The sequence below is a fragment of the Acidithiobacillus sp. IBUN Pt1247-S3 genome (assembly GCF_041146875.1).
In the GTDB taxonomy this organism is placed as follows: domain Bacteria; phylum Pseudomonadota; class Gammaproteobacteria; order Acidithiobacillales; family Acidithiobacillaceae; genus Igneacidithiobacillus.
The window spans coordinates 232,182-252,714 of record NZ_JBFRXP010000001.1 but is presented as its reverse complement, the minus strand read 5'-3'; the positions used below and the strand labels follow the sequence as shown (position 1 = coordinate 252,714).

The following is a 20,533-nucleotide window of genomic DNA, read 5'->3' as shown; positions in this document are numbered from 1 at the left end:
GCGCGTACTCGGCTTCGGCAAAGCAACTGGACAGCTACGCAAGCGGCGCGTTAGATTCACTGGGACGCCACTCAGGGAGAAAAGCATATGCCGGAAAGTCTCGAAATCGGTCAAACTGCCCCAGAATTTTTTGCGAAAAATCAACGTGATGAATCCATCACGCTAAGTTCTTTGCGCGGCAAGGCGGTGGTCCTCTATTTTTATCCGAAAGACGATACCCCTGGCTGTACCACCGAGGGGCAAGAGTTTGCCGCCCACTACAAGCAATTTCAGGAAGCCGGTGCCGAGATACTCGGCGTCTCTCGCGATAGTGTTGCCAGTCATCTAAAGTTTGCCTGTAAATATGAATTCCCGTTTTCGTTGCTTTCCGATCCTGACGAAACCCTCTGCCACGCCTACGATGTGATCAAAGAAAAGAACAACTACGGTAAGGTCTATCTGGGCATTGAACGCAGCACTTTCGTGGTTGATCGCGAAGGTAAGCTGGCTTACATCGAACGCAAGGTGAAGGCCGCCGGTCACGCCGAAAACATCCTCGCCATTGTTCAGAAGCTCGCCTGATGGCTGCTGAGCCGGTGGTAGCGCAACGGCGCCTCTACGTTCTGGATACCAATGTTCTGATGCACGATCCGGCGTCATTGTTCCGCTTTCAGGAACACGACATCCTCCTGCCGATGATCGTGTTGGAGGAATTGGACCAACACAAAAAAGGCCTGAGTGAGCAAGCGCGCAATGTGCGCCAAGTGAGCCGGCATCTGGATGAGATGCTGACTAGCGATGCCGATCTCGACCTGGGTTTGCCGCTACCGTATGCCCAAGGCCGGCTTTTCTTTCAGACCGCAGCCTATCAGGCGAAATTGCCCGAGGACCTCGCTGGCGGCAAGGCCGACCATGAAATCCTTGCTGTTACCTTGGCCTTGCAGGGGATGCATCCCGACCGCGAGGTCATTCTCGTCAGCAAAGATATCAACCTGCGTATCAAGGGTCGAACTCTGGGGATTCGCGTCGAAGACTATCATAACGACCGCGCCCTGGAAGATGCCGATCTGCTCTACACCGGTGTAGATGTCCTACCGACTGACTTCTGGGAACATCACAGCCGCGATCTCGATGCCTGGCAGGAGAGTGGCCGGAGTTTTTACCGGCTGCGTGGGCCGGCGGTGGAGCGCTGGTATCCAAATCAGTTCATCCATCTGAGCCCGGAAGGCGAGCAACGCGAAGACTTTTCTGCCATCGTCCGCAGTGTCGTGCCTGACCACGCCATTATCGAACGGATTGCCGATTACGCTTCGGAGCGTAATGCAGTTTGGGGCATTCGCGCCCGCAATCGCGAACAAAATTTTGCCCTGGCGCTGTTACTCGACCCGGAAATTGACTTCGTCAGCATTCTCGGGCCGGCTGGCACCGGCAAGACGTTGTTGACACTAGCTTCGGCGCTGCACCAGATCTTTGAAGAAAAGCGCTACGCCGAGGCCATCATCACCCGTGCCACGGTTCCTGTAGGCGACGAGATTGGCTTTTTGCCGGGTACCGAAGAGGAAAAGATGCAGCCTTGGATGGGGGCCATTGAAGATAATTTGGAGATTCTCTCGCGTGGCCCCGAGGGTGCCGGCAGTTGGGGGCGCAGTGCCACTCAAGATCTCATTGGCAAACGCCTGCGTATCAAGTCCATGAGTTTCATGCGCGGGCGCACCTTTCTGGAAAAATTTGTCATCGTTGACGAAGCGCAGAACCTAACCCCCAAAGAAATGAAAACCCTCATCACCCGTGCTGGCCCCGGCACCAAGGTCGTCTGTCTGGGTAACATCGCCCAGATTGATACGCCGTACCTCACCGAGACCACCTCTGGCCTTACCTACGTGGTCGATCGTTTCAAAAACTGGGAACACAGTGGGCATATCACCCTGCGCCGCGGGGAACGGTCGCGCTTGGCCGACTATGCGAATGAGGCGTTGTAATCGATCTTGAGCCGTAGCCAGACAAGCCCTAGACTGTGCGCGCCGATAGGGGGACGACGATGGGCTGGACGCGCGAAGACTCGAGTAATCTCTACAATCTGGTCCATTGGGGCGAAGGCTTTTTTCAGGTAGGCGAAGACGGGCAGCTTTGGGTCACGCCCAAGGGGCTGACGAGTCCGGTACGTGCGGGGCTGACGGATGTCATTCGTCGCCTGCGGGGTCAAAATTTGGGCCTTCCTTGCCTGCTGCGCTTTCCCCAAATCCTGCAGCAACGGGTGCAGGCCTTGCAGCAGGTATTCGTCGAGGCTATGCAGCGCGAGAACTACGCTGCATCCTATACGCCGGTCTATCCCATCAAGGTCAATCAGCAACGCCGGGTAGTGGAAGAAATCCTGCAGGCCGGGGCAGGGCGTCTGGGGCTGGAGGCGGGCAGCAAGCCCGAGCTGTTGGCGGTGCTGGCGCTGATGCCCGCTGGTGGTACCATCATCTGCAATGGCTACAAAGACGCAGAATATATCCGCCTGGCATTGATGGGTGAGCGTTTGGGCTTGCAGGTCTATCTGGTGGTCGAAAAAAGCGCTGAGTTGCCGCTGATTCTGCAGATTGCCGAGGAGTTGCAGGTACGCCCACGCATTGGCGTACGCGCGCGTTTGGCTTCGGCGGGCGCAGGCAAATGGCAGAACACCGGCGGCGAAAAATCCAAATTTGGTCTGTCTTCCACGGAAATCCTGCAACTTGTTGCCCAGCTCGCCGAAAGCAACGCCCTCGATCGTTTGCAACTCTTGCATTTTCATCTCGGCTCGCAGATCCCCAATATTCAGTTTATTCATGGTGGTATGCGCGAATGTGCGCGACTGTACGCGGAGCTGCGTCATCTGGGCGCTGATTTGCAGGTAGTCGATGTGGGTGGCGGGCTGGGGGTAGACTACGAAGGCTCGCATTCACGCGCCTATTGTTCCACCAACTATCGCTTGGAGGACTACGCCCAGGCGGTAGTAGGGGGACTGGCAGACATTTGTCGCCAGGAAGAATTGCCACAGCCGCAAATCATTTCCGAATCCGGCCGCGCCCTTACGGCACATCACGCGGTCTTGCTCTTCAATGTGGTAGATGTAGCATGTGCCGCCGGCGAAACGCTGGCCGAGGCGGATCTCCCCGCGGATGCCAACAATCCTTGGCGCAGACTTCTGGAACGCTTACAGCGGAATGCCGATGCGAACACGGCACTGGAAGTCTATCAAGAGGCCATTTTCCGGATTGCGGAGGAACAACAGGAATTCAAACTTGGTCTGATCAATCTCGCTGGGCGAGCTCAGGCGGAGCGCCTGTACGCGCACATCATGTGGCGCTGTCGAGCGCTACTCGACCCCGCCAAGCGTGCCCATCGTGAAGTTCTAGATGAACTAGAAGAAAAGTTGCTGGATAAATATTTTGCCAATTTTTCTCTGTTTCAATCCTTGCCCGACGTGTGGGCCATCGACCAGGTTTTCCCGATCATGCCGGTGCATCGCCTTAACGAGCGACCGGAGCGCCACGCGCGGCTAGAGGACATCACTTGCGATTCTGATGGTCGCATTGATGCCTACGTTACCGCCGACGGTCTCGGGCCAACGCTGCCAGTCCATGGCCTGCGAGCGGGGGAACCTTACTATCTGGCGGTATTCCTGGTAGGAGCCTATCAGGAAATACTCGGTGATATGCACAACCTTTTTGGCGATACCGATGCCGTCAATGTCATTTGCGAAGCAGATGGATCGCTACGCCTGGAAGGTGCGGTGCCGGGCGATACGGTAGCCGAGGTACTACAGTACGTGCAGTTTTCAGCAGAGGAACTGGTGCGCCAGTTCGAGAAAAAACTCGCAGAAACAAGCAATATCCCTGCCGCGGAGCGGGAAGGCTTTTTACGTGACTTTCGCGACGGACTGCAGGGATATACCTATCTAGAATAACGGGCTTTCAGCCGGCGCGCCGAATCGGATTGCGCAAGGTGCCAATACCCTCTATATGCAGTTCGCAAATTTCACCGTCTTGCAGAAAACGCGGCGGCTGTCGACTGAATCCCACCCCCGCTGGCGTGCCGGTTGCCAACACATCACCGGGCGAAAGAGGTAGGGCAGCGGCGATAGCAATCAATAGATCGGCGACATCAAAAATCAAATCGGCAGTATTGCCGTCCTGCAAGCATTCATTCCCTACCAAGGTCTGCAGACGCAATCCCTTGCCACCGGCAGGCAATTCGTCAGCGCTGACCACCCAGGGACCCATGGCGCCACTGCGCGGCACATTCTTGCCCAGGGTCCATTGGCTCGCGCGAAACTGCAGATCGCGCAAGCTACCGTCATTGAAAATGGTATAACCGGAAACAGCGGCCAGGGCCCGTTCGCGGCTGACCTGGCCCGAGAGTGGCTGCCCCATGACTACCGCCAGTTCCACCTCATAATCGAATTCCGTAGAGATTGCCGGTATCTCCAGCGCCTGTCCGTGGCCAGCCAGGGAATCCGGGTAACGAATGAATAGGTTTGCATACTGTGGTGTCTTGCTTTTGGTTTCCGCGATGTGGTCGCGGTAGTTCAGGCCTGCACACAGGATTTTCTGGCCGAGAAAGGGCGGGAGATACTTTGCATCCTGCAAATCGATTGGCTTGGGGAGCGCAGCAGCGAGTCGTTTTTGTAAGCGATCACTGCAGTTTAATACGTCATCTGCAATAAAAGTCTTATCAATATCACGTAACAGGTAGGCATCTTCGCCTTGCCAAAGCACCATTTCTGCATGACCAGCGATTTCCAATACACTCCAACGCATAGCGGTAACTCCTTATCGTCCAGTTTTCATTTTTCCCTGGCCTACACAGCCTCCATACCTTTAGCGGCTTTCTCTTCCTGCTCTCCATGTAGCACATAACGCTCTGCTTCGGTGAGCGATTCTGGCGGACCAAAGAGCACCAAAACGTCTCCTCGGCGTAGCAGCGTTTCCGGTGATGGATCACGTCCACGAATACCAAAGCGACGCACCGCGGCCACTTGTACGTCGCGTTTTTCTAGCTGTAGGTCGCCCAGGCGACGCCCCAAGGCATAGGCCGTTTCGCCGAGGGAAATGGAGTACAAACGCGGCGATGCTTGCTCTTCACCGGGCGCCGATCCGCCCCAAAAATTGCCGCGAAAGAGGCTGTAGCGTTCCTGCCGGAAGCGTCGCACGCGACGCAACACCGTGCTCAGTGGAAAGCCGATCTGCAACAAGGTCTGCGAGGCGAGCATGAGCGCGCCCTCGGTCACCTCGGGGATGACCTCATCGGCACCTGCTGCCTCCAGGGCCGCCATCTGGCTGTCATCGTGAGCACGGGCAATGCTCGGAATCTGTGGTCGCAACTCTTTTGCGACAGCCAGCACGCGAGCCGTTTCCTGCACATTGCCGTACGTGATGACGATAGCGCGGGCATGGGCAATACCTGCTGCCTCCATCAGGTCTCGACGGCTGGCATCGCCGTAGAAGATCGATTCACCAGCCGCCTGTGCCTGACGTACGCGGCTCGGATCGAGATCGAGAGCAAGATAGGGAACTCCTTCATCCTCAAGAACCCGAGCAATACTCTGCCCTACGCGTCCGTAGCCGCAGATAATGACGTGCTCGCGCATATCTTGCTGGCGCACTTCTTCCAGATTCTGCTGGTGGCGGTTGCGATAGCCGGGGGCAAGCAGGCGCACAATCCGCCCGTTGTACTGTACCAGTACCGGCGCCAGGAGCATGGATAGCAGCATGGCGCCCAGTACCGGCTGCAACACCCCAGGCGGCAGCAAGTTTTTTTGACTGGCAAGAGAAATGAGCACAAAACCAAATTCCCCTGCTTGCGCCAAAACCACGGCGCTGCGTAAGGACACGCCATTTTCAAAGCCCGTAAAGCGGCAGATGCCCCAAACCAACCCGCCTTTGACCAAAAAAATCAACACCAGAATCAACAAGACCCAGGGCAAATACTCGAGTAGCACCGGGACGTTGACCATCATGCCAATGGTCACGAAGAAGAGTCCGAGCAAGATGTCGCGGAAGGAAGCGATATCTGCTTCCACCTGATAACGATAGGCAGTTTCGGCAAGCAGCATGCCAGCAATGAAGGCGCCAAGTGCCAGAGACAAACCCGCTGCCTCGGTAATCCATGCCAGTCCCAGAGTGACGAGCAACAGGTTGAGCATGAAGAGCTCGTTGGATTTGCGTGCGGCCACCCACTCGAACCACGGGCTAATCAGCGGTCTGCCGATGACCACCAGCAACAACAACGCCAACACTGCCTTGCCCCCGGCAATAGCCATGTCGTGGGGCAAGGCTTTGCTTGAGCCCGCCAACGCGGGGATGAGGATGAGCAGGGGAATGACCGCAAGATCCTGAAATAGAAGAATACTGATGGCAATGCGACCATGCCGACTCTGGGTTTCCATGCGTTCGGCCAAGGCTCGTACCACCATAGCAGTGGAGGACATGGCCAGAATACCACCCAGGGCCGCGCCAGTTTGCCAGGGCAGGGGAATGAGCAATGCGACACCAAGAAACACCAAGGCAGTCAAGACGACCTGCGCGCTACCGAGTCCAAATACCAAGCGGCGCATGCGAATGAATTGCGCCAGACTAAATTCCAGCCCAATACTGAACATGAGGAAAACGACGCCGAACTCGGCCAAATGCCGCATGCGTTCTTCGTCGGGCACCAGCGCCAAGGCGTGCGGCCCCAGCAGCACCCCTACCAGGAGATAAGAGATGATCGGAGGCAAACGTACCTTGCGCGCAGCTGCCACCATGAACACGGCAGCCGCCAGCAAAACGACGACGGTCAACAGAGAGTGGTCGGGCATGGCTCCTCACCAGGGGGTTTTTGCTATGATAGCGCAAAAGGAGGTACTCACTCACATGTATATTGTTACTGGAGGTGCCGGATTCATCGGCGCCAATATCATACACGGGCTGAATCAGCGCGGTGTTACTGACATCCTGGTCAGCGATCATTTGCAGCGCGCTGACAAGTTTCGCAACCTCGCCGACCTGAATATTCGCGATTATTTTGAGGCCGAGGCGTTTCTTCCCGAACTTCTGGCGGGAAGGTTTGGAAAAATCGATGCAATCTTCCATCAAGGCGCCTGTTCCGACACCATGGCCATGGACGGTCGCTATGTTATGGATAACAACTTTGCCCACAGCAAGGCCTTGTTCCATTGGTGTCAGGAAAATCGCGTGCCGTTCCTCTATGCCTCTAGTGCCTCGGTTTACGGCATGACCGGGCGGTTTCGAGAAGAGCGAGCGGCGGAAGATCCGTTAAATGTCTACGCCTTCAGCAAGTTTCAGTTTGATCAATACCTGCGGGCGCAGTGGGCGGAGATCACGGCACCGGTGCATGGCTTCCGCTTCTTCAACGTCTATGGTCCACGCGAATTCCACAAAGGGCGCATGGCCTCGGTCGCCTTGCACTTTTCCCGTCAATATCGTCAGGAAGGCAAAGTGCGTCTCTTTGCTGGCAGTGCTGGCTATGCCGATGGTGAACAACGGCGCGATTTCATCCATGTGGACGACGTGGTCGCGGTAAATTTCCACTTTCTCGATCATCCGCAATCGGGCATCTACAACGTGGGAACGGGGAGGGCGCAAAGTTTCAATGATGTTGCCGTGGCCGCCATCCAGGCGATCGATGAAGAGACCGGGAAACCGGCGCGTCCGCTCGCGGAGCTGCAGCGGCAAGGGATAATCCAGTACAGTCCCATGCCCGAAGCCCTGCATGGCAAGTACCAGAGTTACACCCAGGCAGATGTCGAAAATTTACGCGCGGCAGGTTATTCCGCTCCCTTCCTTGATGTGGAAGCCGGTGTGCGGCGCTATCTCTCCTGGCTACGCGAAAAGGAATGAATATGGATGGTCGGATATTAGTAACGGGTGCGGCGGGTTTTATTGGTTTCCATCTCAGTCGCCGTCTGTTGGCAGAAGGCTACAGTGTCTATGGGATTGATAATCTTAATGCTTATTATGACCCGGCCTTAAAGCGCGCGCGTCTGGCGCAGCTCGAGAGCCATCCTGCCTTCCAGTTTCAACGTCTTGATCTGGCTGATCGTGCTGGTATGGAGGCACTGTTTGCCAAAATGCCTTTTGCTGCAGTAGTCAATCTGGCGGCGCAGGCTGGAGTGCGCTATTCATTAAAAGCACCGCATGAGTACGTAGATAGCAATCTGCAGGGTTTTCTGAACGTACTTGAGGGCTGTCGGCAGCAACAGATCGCGCATTTGCTCTTTGCGTCCTCTAGTTCTGTTTACGGTGCCAACAGCCAACTGCCGTACAGCACCCATGATCCAGTCGACCATCCGGTGAGTCTCTACGCGGCAACCAAGCGGGCAGGGGAGTTGATGGCACACAGTTATGCCCATCTCTATCGCATCCCGTGCACCGGATTGCGTTTCTTTACCGTCTATGGCCCCTGGGGCCGGCCGGACATGGCCTACTTTAGCTTCACTCAAAAGATCCTTGCCGGCGAAAAAATCCCGGTCTTCAACCACGGGCAAATGCAGCGGGATTTCACCTATATCGACGACATTGTAGAAGCAGTGACGCGCCTGCTTCCCCTCGCCCCAGCGCCGCAAAACGCTTGGCCGAATGATCCGGCGAGTAGCGCCGCGCCGTTTCATATTCACAACATTGGCAATCACCAACCCGTCGCGCTGTTGGAGTTTATCCGGTTGCTTGAGGAGGCGTTGGGGCGAAAAGCAGAATTGGAGCTTCTGCCCATGCAGGATGGCGACGTGCACGCCACCTATGCCGAGGTCAGCGAGCTACAGAGAGCCGTGGATTTCGCGCCCCGTACCGATCTCGCGACCGGCCTGGGGCGTTTCGTTGCTTGGTACCGGGATTATTTCGGCATCCGCTAGGGGTTCAACCTTGTGCAGCGCCGTGCCTGCCAACCACTGGCGCTGCATCCATTACCCGGGTCAACAATCCATTTTGCTCCTGTGCTGCGAGCCAGGAACGCGATTGCCGGAAACGCAACCAGCGATGCTGCTCATAATCGTAAAGCTGACACTCCCGGAAGATCCGCCATACGCCAAGAAAACTGAAGCGCATTTCGTGAATATACTGTCCGTACTGCTCACGCAGGTCGGCATAGGCACCCTTCAGGTGATAAAAAGGAATTCGGGCATCAACATGGTGCGGGGTATGGATGAGGATGTTGTGGATCAACATTTCACTGATACGCGAGCAACGCACAATGGTGCTGCAATATAGCTGTCCCACGGCTGGTGACCAGTCCTCCTTGTCGGCGAAGAAGGGTAGATCGGGATGGGTATGGTGCAGAAATACAAACAGCGCGATGTAGTAGTTGAAGACCAGAAAGGGCACAACGACCGCTGTCACCCAAGTCCAAATCCCGCCTATCCACCAGGCGAAAGCAGAAAATCCCACAAAAAAGACCAGAGTAATGAGCTTGTCATTGCGAAATGCCGCACGATTTTTCCCCTCGCCGCGAAAGCGCAGCATTCCCGGCCACCAAACACGCAGGATATAGTGCAGAGCACAGGCATAAGGAGTACGCTCCAGCCGGTACACTAGGCGGCGCAACCAGGAACTCTTGCGGTACTCGGCAGGCGTCCACGGCCGCCAGATCCAGTCGACAGAGCTCAGGCTGGTAAAACCGTGGTGCACGCGGTTGTGGCCAAAGGCCCAGAGCCGGTACATATTGAAAGAGGGCAGCATGAAGATCGTCCCCAGCCAACGGGAAAGCCTCTGGCTGCGAAACAGGGCGCCATGGGCAGCATCGTGTGCCCAGACGAACATGAAGGCGACAGCAGAGCCTGCGAGCAAACCGAAGAGTAATTTCAGCCACCAGTAAGGAGCGAGAAAAGTGCCAGCGATGGCCGCAAGGTAGAGTAGCGCATCGAAGGCGTAGGCAAAGAGCGCTCGGGCGATGGATTGCTGGTAGCGCTCGGGCCGAATCGCCGCCCGTAGTTCCTGCAATCGGACCGGGCGCAACTGCGCCAAATCCTTGTGAAGAGATTTTTGAAGCATGGCAAACTCCTCGCCGCATAATGTAATAATATATTTGTATCTTATTTTTAGATACGGCACAAGCTATGGACGCTTCGCAATCGCCTATCAATCTCACTTGCAGGCTTGGAGATGATGGTGCTAGATTCCGGAGCGGGGATGCCGTCCTCACTCAATTCAGGGAGAATGTGAACATGGATATCGGTAAAATCAAGCCCGTTGCCCGTTTGGTCCTACTTGCTGGCGTGATTGCATTGGCCAGCGCCTGCGCGAAGAAAGAAGAGAGCAGCACTGCCGCTGCCACTTCCAGCGCCACTACAGAATCTTCTGCTGCTGTCAGTTCCAACACCAGCGCGCCCAGTGAAGCCGCCTCTGCTACCGAGTCGGCTGCAAGCAGTGGTTCGGATACTACGGCGTCGAGTTCCAGCAATGCCACAGACGCCACGCAGTCTGGAACGAGTGACTCTTCTGCAGATAACACTGCCGGGGATAGCAGCGACAGTTCCAGTACGTCCACCGACTGATCACCGTCAAGGTCGCTATGCGTAGCGGGCCGATCGATTCTTTTCGATTGGCCTGTTTTGTTTTATCCTTCCTGCAAATGACAGAATTTTGGGCGAGAAAGGTCCAACGGAAACGAATAAAGGGAGGTTTCTGAATGTTTACTGAAGGGAAGCGTATACATCCTTTGGCTCGTACGATACTGATGTTGAGCATCGTTGGCTTAGCAGCTGCGTGTGGTAAAGGAAACGACAACAGCAGTGCTACGGCGTCGTCATCCAGCACTAATGACAGCGCCGCAGCAAGTGACTCTGGCGCAGCTGCGAGTAGTGATAGTGCGGCCACCACTTCACCGGCGGCATATACTCCATCGGTCGCGGCTCATCTGGTACCGGTCGCCATGAGCACGGACCAGATGGCGAAAGCAAAATCTCTGGCCGAAGCCAAGGGTTGCTTTGCCTGCCATCAGGTCGATGCCAAGGTAGTTGGACCGGCCTTCGCTTGGGTTGCTTATAAGTACAAGGGCAATCCCAAGGCCGAAGGGAAGCTGGCTGATGCGATTGAACATGGTATCAGTGGTGTGTGGGGCGGTATGCCCATGCCAGCGCAAAGCGTCACACCAGCGCAAGCCAAGGAGTTGGCCTCTTGGGTTTTGGCGCAGAAGCCCATTGCCCCGCCCAAGGCTTCATAAGGAAGCAGGTTTTATGATACAAACCCCGCTTCATGCGGGGTTTTTTATGCGAAAAGTATTCTGGATAGCCAGTAGTTATTATGCCGAGGGATTGCCCTTCTCCCTAGTACAGCAGGTATCCGTGCAGTTCTTCACGGCAGCCGGAGCAGGTACCCCCGTAATCGGCTTACTCTCCCTGCTTGGGTTGCCCTGGAACTTCAAGTTGTTCTGGAGCCCGCTGATCGACCTCTTCGGCAACAAAAAGCGCTGGATTTTCGTTATGGAGCTGATCCTGGCCGGCGTAGCCATGCTGCTCATCTGGCCTGCGCAGACCATGAACTTGGCTCTCGCCTTCAAAATATTTGCGCTGATGGCCGTGATGTCGGCAACCCACGACATGTCGGTAGACGGCTTTTACATTCAAACCTTGCCGGAAAGTGAACAGGCCGGCTATTCCGGTCTACGTGTCGCTGCCTACCGCGTGGCCATGTTGGTCGGTAATGGCGTGCTGGTAATCATCGCGGGCTGGGTCTCCTGGTTTGCCTGCTTCGCTTTGGCAGCACTAATGTTGCTTGGATTAGCTTTCTGGCATCGTGCCGTGATGCCCACGCCGGCAAAGAATACAGCGGCCAAAGGGGAAAGATGGGCGCAGGTCGCCAGTTCCGTGCGCAGCTACCTTGCGCAACCGAACGTTACCTGGGCCTTAGTGTTTATCCTGTTGTTTCGCGCTGGCGATGCCTTTCTCTTTGCCATGGTTACGCCGTTTTTGCATAGCCTGGGCTATGGTTTGGTGGCGCGTGGGGTGCTGACGGGTGCCGTGGGAACCATCACCGGGATTGGTGGATCCATCCTCGGTGGCTTGATCATCGCGCGTTGGAGTTTGCAGCGTAGTATTTTTGCCCTGACCTTTATCCAATCGTTCGCCATTCTTGCCTATGCATGGCTTGCCTGGGCTAGACCTGATGTTTATTCGGTGGCGGCAGTCGCGGCTTTTGAGCAATTTGCCGGTGGTTTGGGTACGGCGGTGCTGATGGTCTTTCTCATGCAACGCTGTCAGAAAGGCTTTGAGGCCACACATTTTGCAATTGGTTCAGCATTGATGTCTTTGGCGGCAACCATCGCTGGAAGTTATAGCGGTTTCTTGGTTCGCGATTTTGGCTATTTTCACTTTTTCTTGCTGAGTTTTGCAGCAGCGATTCCCAGCCTATTCTTGGCATTTTTCATGCCGTCTGGACTCTTTCAGCAGGAACGAAAGCGTTATGAGAAGACGGAGGTTCCGGCATAATTAATTGATATATCGTAATTTCCTCCTGAAATGTTCAAGGTCTGCGAGAACCTTTGCGCGGCGAAAAAAGTCTTTATCCCCGCATTTTACCCGCTATGCTGGCCGTCAAACTCTACCACCACGAGAACTACAACATATTTATATAACATCCTGTTATATAATAGAACACTCGAACACCAGGTTCGCGATTGATGCCCCGACGCGCCGACGCGGGGCAGTTTTGAGTGCATGGAATCCGGGCTCGTATCGGCACTCAGAGTACACCAATCGCAAACGTGATCGGCGTTTGCTGCGTCTCTTGCGTGGCCAACGCTGGCGCGGCATGTGGGGTGGGAAGGATACCTGGTGGGAGAGACATTACTGGGTACCAGAGCTTCCGCTAGAGCTTGCGGCCCGGATATCTATGACTATGGATCAAAAGGCATTTCTGTTTCTGGATGGGCGGCACGTTCGGCTCATTTGGTGCTACACTTAAAAAATAAGCTAGGTAAGACGAGCGGGGTTGGGTCATGGAACGATCTTTGTTACATCGACTAGAGGAGGCGACGGTTCATGCCGCGCTAGATGCTGGGAAATCTCGCGTGTTTCTGGAGTACCGCGCAGAGTCTGGCGGCCCAGCCTTATCCATATCCCTGGGCATTGATCTGTTTCAACGTCTCGCGGAGCAGCACGCAGGGAATGATAAGGCCAAGCAGTGGTTGGAAGCACGGGTGCGGGAGGTAGCGGACCTGTCGCCAGGGACCGTCGAGCACTACTTGAACTTTGTCATCAAGCAGCAACTTTGTGTGTTTCCAGAAGAGTACCGAGATAGCGAAAGACTGGAGGTTCTTCCGCTATGCCTATTGTCCAATGACTCGCGCAGCAGTTTTTGCGCTACTTGTGTCATGTGTAGGCAGAATCACGCAGGACCTCCAAGCGAAACGGAACGTAAGGCTGGTTGAGAAGAAATGTCAGAGACCCGGTGTTCAGCAGCAGCATGCAATGTCGCATAATAGATATTATGTTAAATCTTATACATTGTGAAGAATACTGGATTCTAGCAGACCTCCTCTCGCGCTCTCTTCTCCCTCAATACGATTCATGGCGCTAACCCTCGCTGATCTGTCCGTCGCGCCCAGTCGACGCGCGCCGGGCACAAGTTTCCGAGCTATTGCTGAACCTTAAGTGAGCATGTGGATGCGCAAGGTCATGCGATAGTGGAAGACTAAGATGTTGCGCAATCTCATCGTATCAGCGATACTTTTTTCAGCTACAAGAGCAAAGCATTCTTGCAGTAAAATAATAGCTTTAACACAAATTCAACCAAGATACTGCTCACCTATGATATGAGCAGTAATCTATAGCGTTTTCTGTTACTAGCTAGCTTGCCAAGAGAATTTTTTTGTTCTATAACCAACCAAAGATCCGACAAAATAACGGGATGAATGCATGCGTAGTTACAAAGACGTTGCCAATTATGCCCGATACCTGGGCTTGTTTCTGACGCTCTCTACAATTGTTCTAACTGGTTGTGCAGAATATGAATCCAGCGGCGGCTGGCAGTCGACAGCCACTGCTCCAACAACGATTCCGCGAAGCAACTATTCCTACTATGACTCACATCGCGAGGCGACGGTTTTGGATGCTGTGTTAGTCAACGCCATCGCACAAATCGGCAAACCTTATGTTTGGGGCGGCGAAAGTCGGCATCATGGCTTTGATTGCAGCGGGTTGATCCAATACGTGTTAAATGAAGCCGGGGTTACGGTACCCCGCACTGCTCGGGCACAAGCGTTGGCCCTTCCAGCGGTCTCCTTCTCCCGCATTCGTAAGGGGGACTTGGTTTTCTTCGATACCATGGGCGCACCCTATACCCATGTCGGGATCTATATCGGCGGCGACCAATTCGTCAGCGCCCTCAATCGGCACGCAGGTATTACCGTACAAAGCTTGCACAACCCTTACTGGGCGCAACGTTTGGACGGAATAAGGCGCCCCATGCCGCCAGAACTCCTCGCCATGCAATCTCTGGATGATCATGTACTCAACCAATAACAGCCAAAACCATCGGAACCCTTTACGGATAGCGCTTACTGGCGCAGTTGTCGGCGGCTTGACCCTTTTATTAGGAGCCTGTGCAAATCAGGTGCCTATTGGTGCAAGCAATCAAATTTTTCAGCAACAAGCAGCACCAGTGATCGTGCCTCAGCCGGCATCAGTGACGCAAGCCATGCCGAATGCTGCGACGCACGTTGCACCTAATCCGCAAGTAGATTGCTCGCAAAATCTCTTCTTTCCAGGATTTCCGCAAGGGTACCAAGAGCAGCTACGGGACTTTGCCTGCACCTTGCAAACTAAATATCACTTGCCCGAACAATGGGTCTTGCCGGCGATCTATAATGCACGCTTCAGCGAACGGGCGCTCGCTTTGATGACCCCGCCCCCCCCGTCTCCAGGTCCGGTGCGACCCTATCCCTGGTGGCGTTATCGGAATCGCTTCGTGCGGTCGGACCGCTTGCAGCGAGGCGTGGCATTTTGGCGAGCAAACCAGAACATTATCAAACAAGTAGCTAATAAATATGGCGTTTCCCCTGAAATTCTCATGGGGATTCTGAATATTGAGACAGGCTTTGGTACCTTTCAGGGTAATTTCCCCGTGCTGGACGCGAATTTGTCGCTTGCTTTGGGGGTGCCAGCCCGTCGTTCTTTCTTTTTATATCAAACAGCAGAGACCATCCGCTTGGCACATCAGTTGGGTCAGCCATTGTCATCGTTGCGTGGCTCAGAAGCTGGCGCTATGGGGATGTCACAGTTTCTCGCCAGCAGCTATCTGAAATATGGAACCGTCTGGAACGATCCTCCCGGTGATGGATTGCCAGATCTCTGGCGCTCAGTGCCGGATGTGCTTGCCTCTACCTCCAGGTTTTTTCTTGCCCACGGCTGGCAACCAGGGCAACCGGTACTGTGCGAAGCGACGGTCAGTGTTCCTGCACAGGCAGCGCAGCTGCTACATGGTCGCTATACTCTGCGCGAGATCCAGCGCGCAGGCATCCAACCGCAGGGAGCGATGGCTATGCCCGGAAATACTCGCGTAGGAATTCTCCAGCTCGCCACCGAGCATGGCGAACGCTTTTTTATCGCCTACCCCAATTTTTACGCCATCATGGGCTATAACCCGAGCATAAAATATTCCGCCACGGTCTGGGCCTATGCTCAGGCGTTGCGGGCACAGCTAGGCTGAGAGTTCTGGCGGCAAGTGATACACTCCAAAAAAATCAGATTCTGGGGTGTTCCTTGACGCAGAAAACGCATTCCGATGTAGAATTGCTCCTGCCAGACTGGCTGGTACCGATCATACCCAGAGGGGCATTCCCAGCCCACGGGGTAGCTGTTCAGGGTGGTCGAATCCTGGCATCCGATAGCCACCATGTCCTACGGGAGCGCTATCCGCAAGCGCGGTGTATCACCCTCGCCGGCCAGATCCTGTTGCCGGGTTTTGTGAATACGCACACTCACGCGGCCATGACGCTGCTGCGCGGGCTGGCAGATGACCTGCCCTTGATGGTCTGGTTGCAGGAACATATCTGGCCAGCAGAGGGACGTTTCGTTGCCCCGGATTTCGTGCGTACAGGTACACGCTTGGCGATCGCGGAAATGCTGCGCAGCGGCACGACCTGCTTCAACGACATGTATTTCTTCCCACAAGAGGCAGCGGAAGTCGCGCAGGAACTGGGTATGCGCATGCTCCTCGGTCATGTGATTATTGATTTCTCTACCACCTACACCCGTAACGCAGAAGATGCCTTGCGCTTGGCCGCGAGTCACATCAGCACCCTGGGCAGGCCTGCCCTGCTACGCCATAGCGTTGCGCCCCATGCTCCCTATACGGTGAGCGATGGGCCACTAAGAGATGCCGCCGCCTTGGCACGGGAAACCGGTACATTCCTGCATATGCATGTGCATGAGACCGCCGGGGAAGTACGCGATGCCCTGGCGCGCGACGATCGCCGCCCGCTGCGTCGCTTGTATGATCTGGGTCTCTTGGACGAGCGCTTTCTTGCCGTCCACATGACGCAACTGGATGCCGATGACTTAGCCATTTGCAAGGAAACGGGATTGCACATTGCCCACTGCCCGGAATCCAATCTCAAACTGGGCTCCGGGATTGCCCCCATCGCTACCCTGCTCGCGCAGGGCCAGGGGGTTGGCCTCGGTACGGATGGTGCCGCCAGCAACAACGACCTCGACATGCTCGGTGAGTTGCGCACTGCAGCGCTATTAGCGAAGGGGCGGGATGGCGACCCAACCGCCCTGCCCGCCGAGCAGGCCCTATATATGGCGACTTTAGGCGGGGCAAAGGCCTTGGGCTGGGATGATGAGATCGGCAGTTTGGAGGTCGGCAAAACCGCCGACTGTATTGCCGTTAGCCTCGATTATCCCGCCACCAGTCCGATCTATGACCCCATCTCGCAGCTGGTGTATTGCGCCAGTCGCGATCAGATTCGTGCGGTGTGGGTAGCGGGCGCACAAAAAATACGCGATGGGCAGGCGCTGGAATGGGATGATGCTGAACTCGCCCGAGAGGCGCAGGATTGGGCACAGCGCATAGCGCGGGAGAGATTGTAATGAGTAACCTGGATCAGACGGAAATAGATAAGTTCCAGTCTTTTGCGAATACTTGGTGGGACGCGCAAGGACCTCTGCATACCTTGCATGAAATCAACCCGGTACGTCTGCAATATATCGCAGAGAAAGTACCTGAGGGATTGCGCGGCAAGCGAGTTTTGGACGTTGGTTGCGGTGCGGGAATCTTGAGCGAATCTATGGCTCGGCAAGGAGCCAAGGTGCTCGGCATCGATTTGGCTGCAGAGGCAATTCAAGCAGGCCAGCAACATGCGCAGGAGCAATGCGTGGACATACAGTACCAGGTGATTGCTGTCGAAGATCTCGCGACCGCAGAACCGGAAAGCTACGATGTCGTAACCTGCATGGAGATGTTGGAGCATGTGCCTGATCCGGCAGCAATTATCGCCTCCTGCGCGAAGCTCGTGAAACCTGGTGGCGACGTTTTTCTCTCTACGCTCAACCGCAACCCGAAGAGCTATCTCTATGCCATTGTTGGAGCTGAATATTTGTTAGGTTTGTTGCCGCGCGGTACACACGATTACGAGAAATTTCTGCGCCCCAGTGAGTTGCTCGACATGATCCGCGAGAGCGGTTTGCGCCTGCGCGATTTACAAGGCATGCATTACGATCCCTGGCGCCGTACCGCGCGCCTGGCGGGCGACGTGAGCGTCAACTACCTTTGCCATTGCCAGAAACCAATATAATGCGCTGGCAGGCCCTGCTTTTTGATCTGGACGGTACGCTGGTGGATACCGCGCCAGACCTGGCCGGAGCGGTGCAAGACCTCGCGCGCGAGCGCAATTTAGCGGTCCCGACATTTTCCAATCTGCGCAAAATGGCCTCCCACGGTGCACCGGGTCTGTTGGGGGCGGCTTTTGGCGTTGCGCCGAACGACCCTGAATATGCACAGATGCGGTTCGATTTTCTGCGTTTGTACCGCGCGCGAACACACCGAAACAGCCCCTTGTTTCCGGGAATCTTAGAAATTCTCGAGATATTGCAATACAAACGGATTCCTTGGGCGATTGTCACCAATAAAAGTGAAGAATTAACACGAGAGTTGCTTGCCGTACTTGCCCTGCCCTATTCCCCAGCGGTCCTGGTCGGCGGTGATACCACGGCAGAACCCAAGCCCTCGCCCTTGCCCGTGCGATTTGCTCTGGACCATCTGGGCATTGCTGCGGAATATGCCCTGCTTTTAGGAGATGATCGCCGCGATATCGAGGCGGCGCATGCCGCAGGTTGTACCGCTTGGGCCGCTCGCTGGGGCTACTGGCAGGAATCTGACCCCGTGGATGCGTGGGGCGCCGATACGGTACTCAGAGAACCACAGGAGTTACGCTTACGCCTGCTGACGAGCTAGCTGCACAAACGAGGCGGAGAGTATCAGTCCGGCACCGACGATTTCTATGATGGTCATCGCCTCATTTGCCCAAATCCACGCAGAAACTGCACCGACAATGACCTCAATTGGCATGATCACCGCCGAAATGCGAATGGGCAGGCGGCTCACGCCATAGATCGTGCTGGCGGTGGCAAAGCCGACCCAAAACCAGGCAAAGAGTGGGATAAAGAGCACTGGCCAGTGCGCTGCATGCGGCCACGCCTCGTTGAGCGCAAAGATGAGGCCGATGATGGCGCAACCCCACCAGATAGCCACCGCGCGCATCAGGTCCGACATGGCGCGCGCGCCGCGCATGACGACGTTGCTCAAGGCAAAAGCAAAACCGCTACTGATGGCGAAAAACAGCGTCAGCAGTCCGGCCGACCCGAGATTCAATTGCCCCTGCAACACGACCAATACTGTGCCAGACACCGCGAGCAGCACGGCCAGGCTGCCGCGCCAGCCGATAGATTCTTTAAGAAAGACACGGGCGAGTATCACTGCCCAGACCGGCGAAAGATAAAAAAGCAGCAGAACGATGACCACTTGACCGTGAAACAGGGCCAGCATGAAAGCCACATTGGTCCAGCCGCCAAACAAGGCCAGCAAAGCAAGGCTGCGCCAGTCTCTGCGGTTGATTTTCCAGGCACGACGCCAGTAGGCCAAAAGGCTCCCGCCCGCCGCCAGGAGCAGATAGGTAACAGCAATCAACCACGGCCCGCCAAAGCCTTGCGCTGTAAAAAAATGCAAAGGCCACCAATAGGTACCCCAGAGGGCCGCTCCCAAAACCAGGCTCAGAATCGGTATAAGCTGGCCGGTGCTTGATGGGGAATGATTTGGCACTTGTCAGCGCTGCCCGCTTAGCCCAAAATTTTGCGGATGAAATTTGTTCACTCAGAACCCGTGACGTATTGATGGGGAGGCGATTGTAGAATGAACCCACGACTGACGTCACTGCAGGCCTACCCCTTTGAACGCCTGCGCGATCTACTGGCTGGCACCACCCCGCCAGACCTGCAATTGATCGATTTTTCCATTGGTGAGCCGCGGCATCCAGCGCCTGCCTTCGTAGTGGAGAGCATCATCGAGCACCTGCATGGCTTGGCCGAGTACCCCAAAATTCTCGGTTCGGAAACATTGCGTAAGACAATCATTGCTTGGGCCACGAAACGTTTCTCGCTCCCCGAAGACTTCCTGCACCCAGAACACCATGTGCTCCCCGCCAACGGCAGTCGAGAGGCCCTGTTCAGCGTCGCGCAGGCGCTGTTCGATAGCAGCTCTGGCAAGGATTTAATTTTACAGCCTAACCCCTTTTATCAGATCTACGAGGGGGCTGCGCTGCTCGCGGGGGCGACTCCTTTTTATCTGAATTGCGGCAGCAGTGGTCAGCCAGATTACCGGGCTGTCGAGCCAAAGATATGGCAGCGCTGCGCTCTACTTTATGTGAATAGCCCGCATAACCCCACTGGTGCCGCCCTGCGCGTCGAGGATTGGGATTTTCTGATTGCCAAGGCGCGGCAGTACGATTTCATTTTGGCGGCGGATGAATGCTACAGCGAAATCTATTTCGACGAGGCTCCGGCTGGCGTATTGAGCGCAGCGGCGCGCAGCGGCTCGCTGGACAAGGTGCTGGCATTTCATAGCCTTTCCAAGCGCTCCAGCATCCCCGGTGCGCGTAGTGGCTTCATTATCGGCGATGCTGATTTGCTGGCGGCCTTCCGCCTCTATCGCACCTACCTGGGCAATGCCATGCCACCTTTTATTCAGGCAGCATCGGCAGCGGCCTGGGCCGACGAAAAACACGTCATCGCCATGCGCCAGGACTATGCCGAAAAATTTTCCGCGGCGGCAGAAATCCTCGGTGACCTCCTTCCGATCGAACGACCGGACGGTGGTTTTTATCTCTGGTTGCAGGTGGGCGATGGCGAGGCCTTTACCCGTGATCTCTACGCAGCACAACACGTACGCTGTCTGCCAGGCACCTATCTGGCGCGCACAGCACACGGCACGCACCCCGGTGCGGATCGGGTCCGCATTGCCCTGGTCGGTGAGTTGGACACCTGCCGCGAGGGCTTGGCGCGTATCCGTCAATTTCTCCAAACCTCCTCTTAACTCAGCATAGG

The 20,533-nt window shown here is 55.6% G+C and carries 20 protein-coding genes; 16 read left to right on the top strand and 4 right to left on the bottom strand.

What is annotated here, in order from left to right:
* The first annotated feature begins 87 nt into the window (after positions 1-87).
* From AB4090_RS01335 to speA, 3 genes are read left to right on the top strand one after another with little or no spacing between them, the layout of a single operon-like run.
* Positions 88-561, top strand: coding sequence for a peroxiredoxin (locus AB4090_RS01335; protein ID WP_369572050.1), 474 nt, complete (start codon positions 88-90; stop codon positions 559-561).
* Positions 561-1,958 carry a PhoH family protein gene (locus tag AB4090_RS01330; protein WP_369572049.1) on the top strand — a complete coding sequence of 466 codons (1,398 nt, stop codon included), beginning with the start codon at positions 561-563 and terminating at the stop codon, positions 1,956-1,958. The genes AB4090_RS01335 and AB4090_RS01330 overlap by 1 nt, the downstream gene beginning before the upstream one ends.
* A gap of 59 nt (positions 1,959-2,017) precedes the next feature.
* Positions 2,018-3,907: a biosynthetic arginine decarboxylase gene (speA, locus tag AB4090_RS01325; protein ID WP_369572048.1), complete on the top strand. Its 1,890-nt coding sequence runs from the start codon at positions 2,018-2,020 to the stop codon at positions 3,905-3,907.
* A gap of 7 nt (positions 3,908-3,914) precedes the next feature.
* Here the strand turns inward: speA and AB4090_RS01320 are convergent, their stop codons facing one another.
* Together AB4090_RS01320 and AB4090_RS01315 are read right to left on the bottom strand one after the other, a co-directional pair.
* Entirely contained in the window at positions 3,915-4,760 is an 846-nt protein-coding gene (locus AB4090_RS01320) for a fumarylacetoacetate hydrolase family protein (protein ID WP_369572047.1), read from the bottom strand.
* Between the two features lie 41 nt (positions 4,761-4,801).
* A complete protein-coding gene (locus AB4090_RS01315) occupies positions 4,802-6,799 on the bottom strand; it encodes a monovalent cation:proton antiporter-2 (CPA2) family protein (protein WP_369572046.1) in 1,998 nt (665 codons plus the stop codon).
* A 55-nt stretch (positions 6,800-6,854) separates the two neighbouring features.
* Here AB4090_RS01315 and rfaD point away from each other — a divergent pair, with 55 nt between their 5' ends.
* Positions 6,855-7,841: an ADP-glyceromanno-heptose 6-epimerase gene (rfaD, locus tag AB4090_RS01310; protein WP_369572045.1), complete on the top strand. Its 987-nt coding sequence runs from the start codon at positions 6,855-6,857 to the stop codon at positions 7,839-7,841.
* Between the two features lie 2 nt (positions 7,842-7,843).
* The gene (locus AB4090_RS01305) at positions 7,844-8,851 is read left to right on the top strand and encodes an NAD-dependent epimerase (RefSeq protein WP_369572044.1); all 1,008 of its coding nucleotides are present in this window, start codon (positions 7,844-7,846) and stop codon (positions 8,849-8,851) included.
* A gap of 4 nt (positions 8,852-8,855) precedes the next feature.
* Here AB4090_RS01305 and AB4090_RS01300 read toward each other — a convergent pair whose 3' ends face one another.
* The gene (locus AB4090_RS01300; RefSeq protein WP_369572043.1) at positions 8,856-9,986 is read right to left on the bottom strand and encodes a fatty acid desaturase; all 1,131 of its coding nucleotides are present in this window, start codon (positions 9,984-9,986) and stop codon (positions 8,856-8,858) included.
* Positions 9,987-10,159: 173 nt separating this feature from the next.
* Here AB4090_RS01300 and AB4090_RS01295 point away from each other — a divergent pair, with 173 nt between their 5' ends.
* The 10 genes from AB4090_RS01295 to AB4090_RS01250 all read left to right on the top strand — a co-directional run bounded on the left by AB4090_RS01295 (position 10,160) and on the right by AB4090_RS01250 (position 18,389).
* The gene (locus AB4090_RS01295) at positions 10,160-10,489 is read left to right on the top strand and encodes a hypothetical protein (RefSeq protein WP_369572042.1); all 330 of its coding nucleotides are present in this window, start codon (positions 10,160-10,162) and stop codon (positions 10,487-10,489) included.
* 182 nt (positions 10,490-10,671) lie between these two features.
* On the top strand, positions 10,672-11,157 hold the full coding sequence (locus AB4090_RS01290) for a c-type cytochrome (protein ID WP_369572041.1): 486 nt from the start codon (positions 10,672-10,674) through the stop codon (positions 11,155-11,157).
* A 46-nt stretch (positions 11,158-11,203) separates the two neighbouring features.
* Positions 11,204-12,421 carry an MFS transporter gene (locus tag AB4090_RS01285; RefSeq protein ID WP_369572040.1) on the top strand — a complete coding sequence of 406 codons (1,218 nt, stop codon included), beginning with the start codon at positions 11,204-11,206 and terminating at the stop codon, positions 12,419-12,421.
* Between the two features lie 4 nt (positions 12,422-12,425).
* Positions 12,426-12,896 (top strand): DUF3293 domain-containing protein, encoded by a 471-nt coding sequence (locus AB4090_RS01280; RefSeq protein WP_369572039.1) that lies wholly within the window; start codon positions 12,426-12,428, stop codon positions 12,894-12,896.
* A gap of 34 nt (positions 12,897-12,930) precedes the next feature.
* Positions 12,931-13,362, top strand: a complete 432-nt coding sequence (locus AB4090_RS01275; RefSeq protein ID WP_369572038.1) for a hypothetical protein — start codon at positions 12,931-12,933, stop codon at positions 13,360-13,362.
* A gap of 487 nt (positions 13,363-13,849) precedes the next feature.
* The gene (locus tag AB4090_RS01270; RefSeq protein WP_369572037.1) at positions 13,850-14,455 is read left to right on the top strand and encodes a C40 family peptidase; all 606 of its coding nucleotides are present in this window, start codon (positions 13,850-13,852) and stop codon (positions 14,453-14,455) included.
* Between the two features lie 91 nt (positions 14,456-14,546).
* Complete coding sequence (locus AB4090_RS01265; protein ID WP_369572036.1) at positions 14,547-15,641, top strand: lytic transglycosylase domain-containing protein; 1,095 nt, start codon at positions 14,547-14,549, stop codon at positions 15,639-15,641.
* Between the two features lie 53 nt (positions 15,642-15,694).
* Entirely contained in the window at positions 15,695-17,026 is a 1,332-nt protein-coding gene (locus tag AB4090_RS01260; protein ID WP_369572035.1) for a TRZ/ATZ family hydrolase, read from the top strand.
* Positions 17,026-17,730: a bifunctional 2-polyprenyl-6-hydroxyphenol methylase/3-demethylubiquinol 3-O-methyltransferase UbiG gene (gene ubiG / locus AB4090_RS01255; protein ID WP_369572034.1), complete on the top strand. Its 705-nt coding sequence runs from the start codon at positions 17,026-17,028 to the stop codon at positions 17,728-17,730. Before AB4090_RS01260 ends, ubiG begins: the two co-directional genes overlap by 1 nt.
* Positions 17,730-18,389, top strand: a complete 660-nt coding sequence (locus AB4090_RS01250) for an HAD family hydrolase (RefSeq protein ID WP_369572033.1) — start codon at positions 17,730-17,732, stop codon at positions 18,387-18,389. Before ubiG ends, AB4090_RS01250 begins: the two co-directional genes overlap by 1 nt.
* On the opposite strand, the gene AB4090_RS01245 is transcribed toward AB4090_RS01250, so the two are convergent.
* On the bottom strand, positions 18,369-19,253 hold the full coding sequence (locus AB4090_RS01245; protein ID WP_369572032.1) for a DMT family transporter: 885 nt from the start codon (positions 19,251-19,253) through the stop codon (positions 18,369-18,371). The genes AB4090_RS01250 and AB4090_RS01245 overlap by 21 nt on opposite strands.
* A 90-nt stretch (positions 19,254-19,343) precedes the next feature.
* On the opposite strand from AB4090_RS01245, the gene dapC reads away from it, so the two are divergent.
* Entirely contained in the window at positions 19,344-20,522 is a 1,179-nt protein-coding gene (dapC, locus tag AB4090_RS01240) for a succinyldiaminopimelate transaminase (protein WP_369572031.1), read from the top strand.
* Positions 20,523-20,533: the final 11 nt, after the last annotated feature.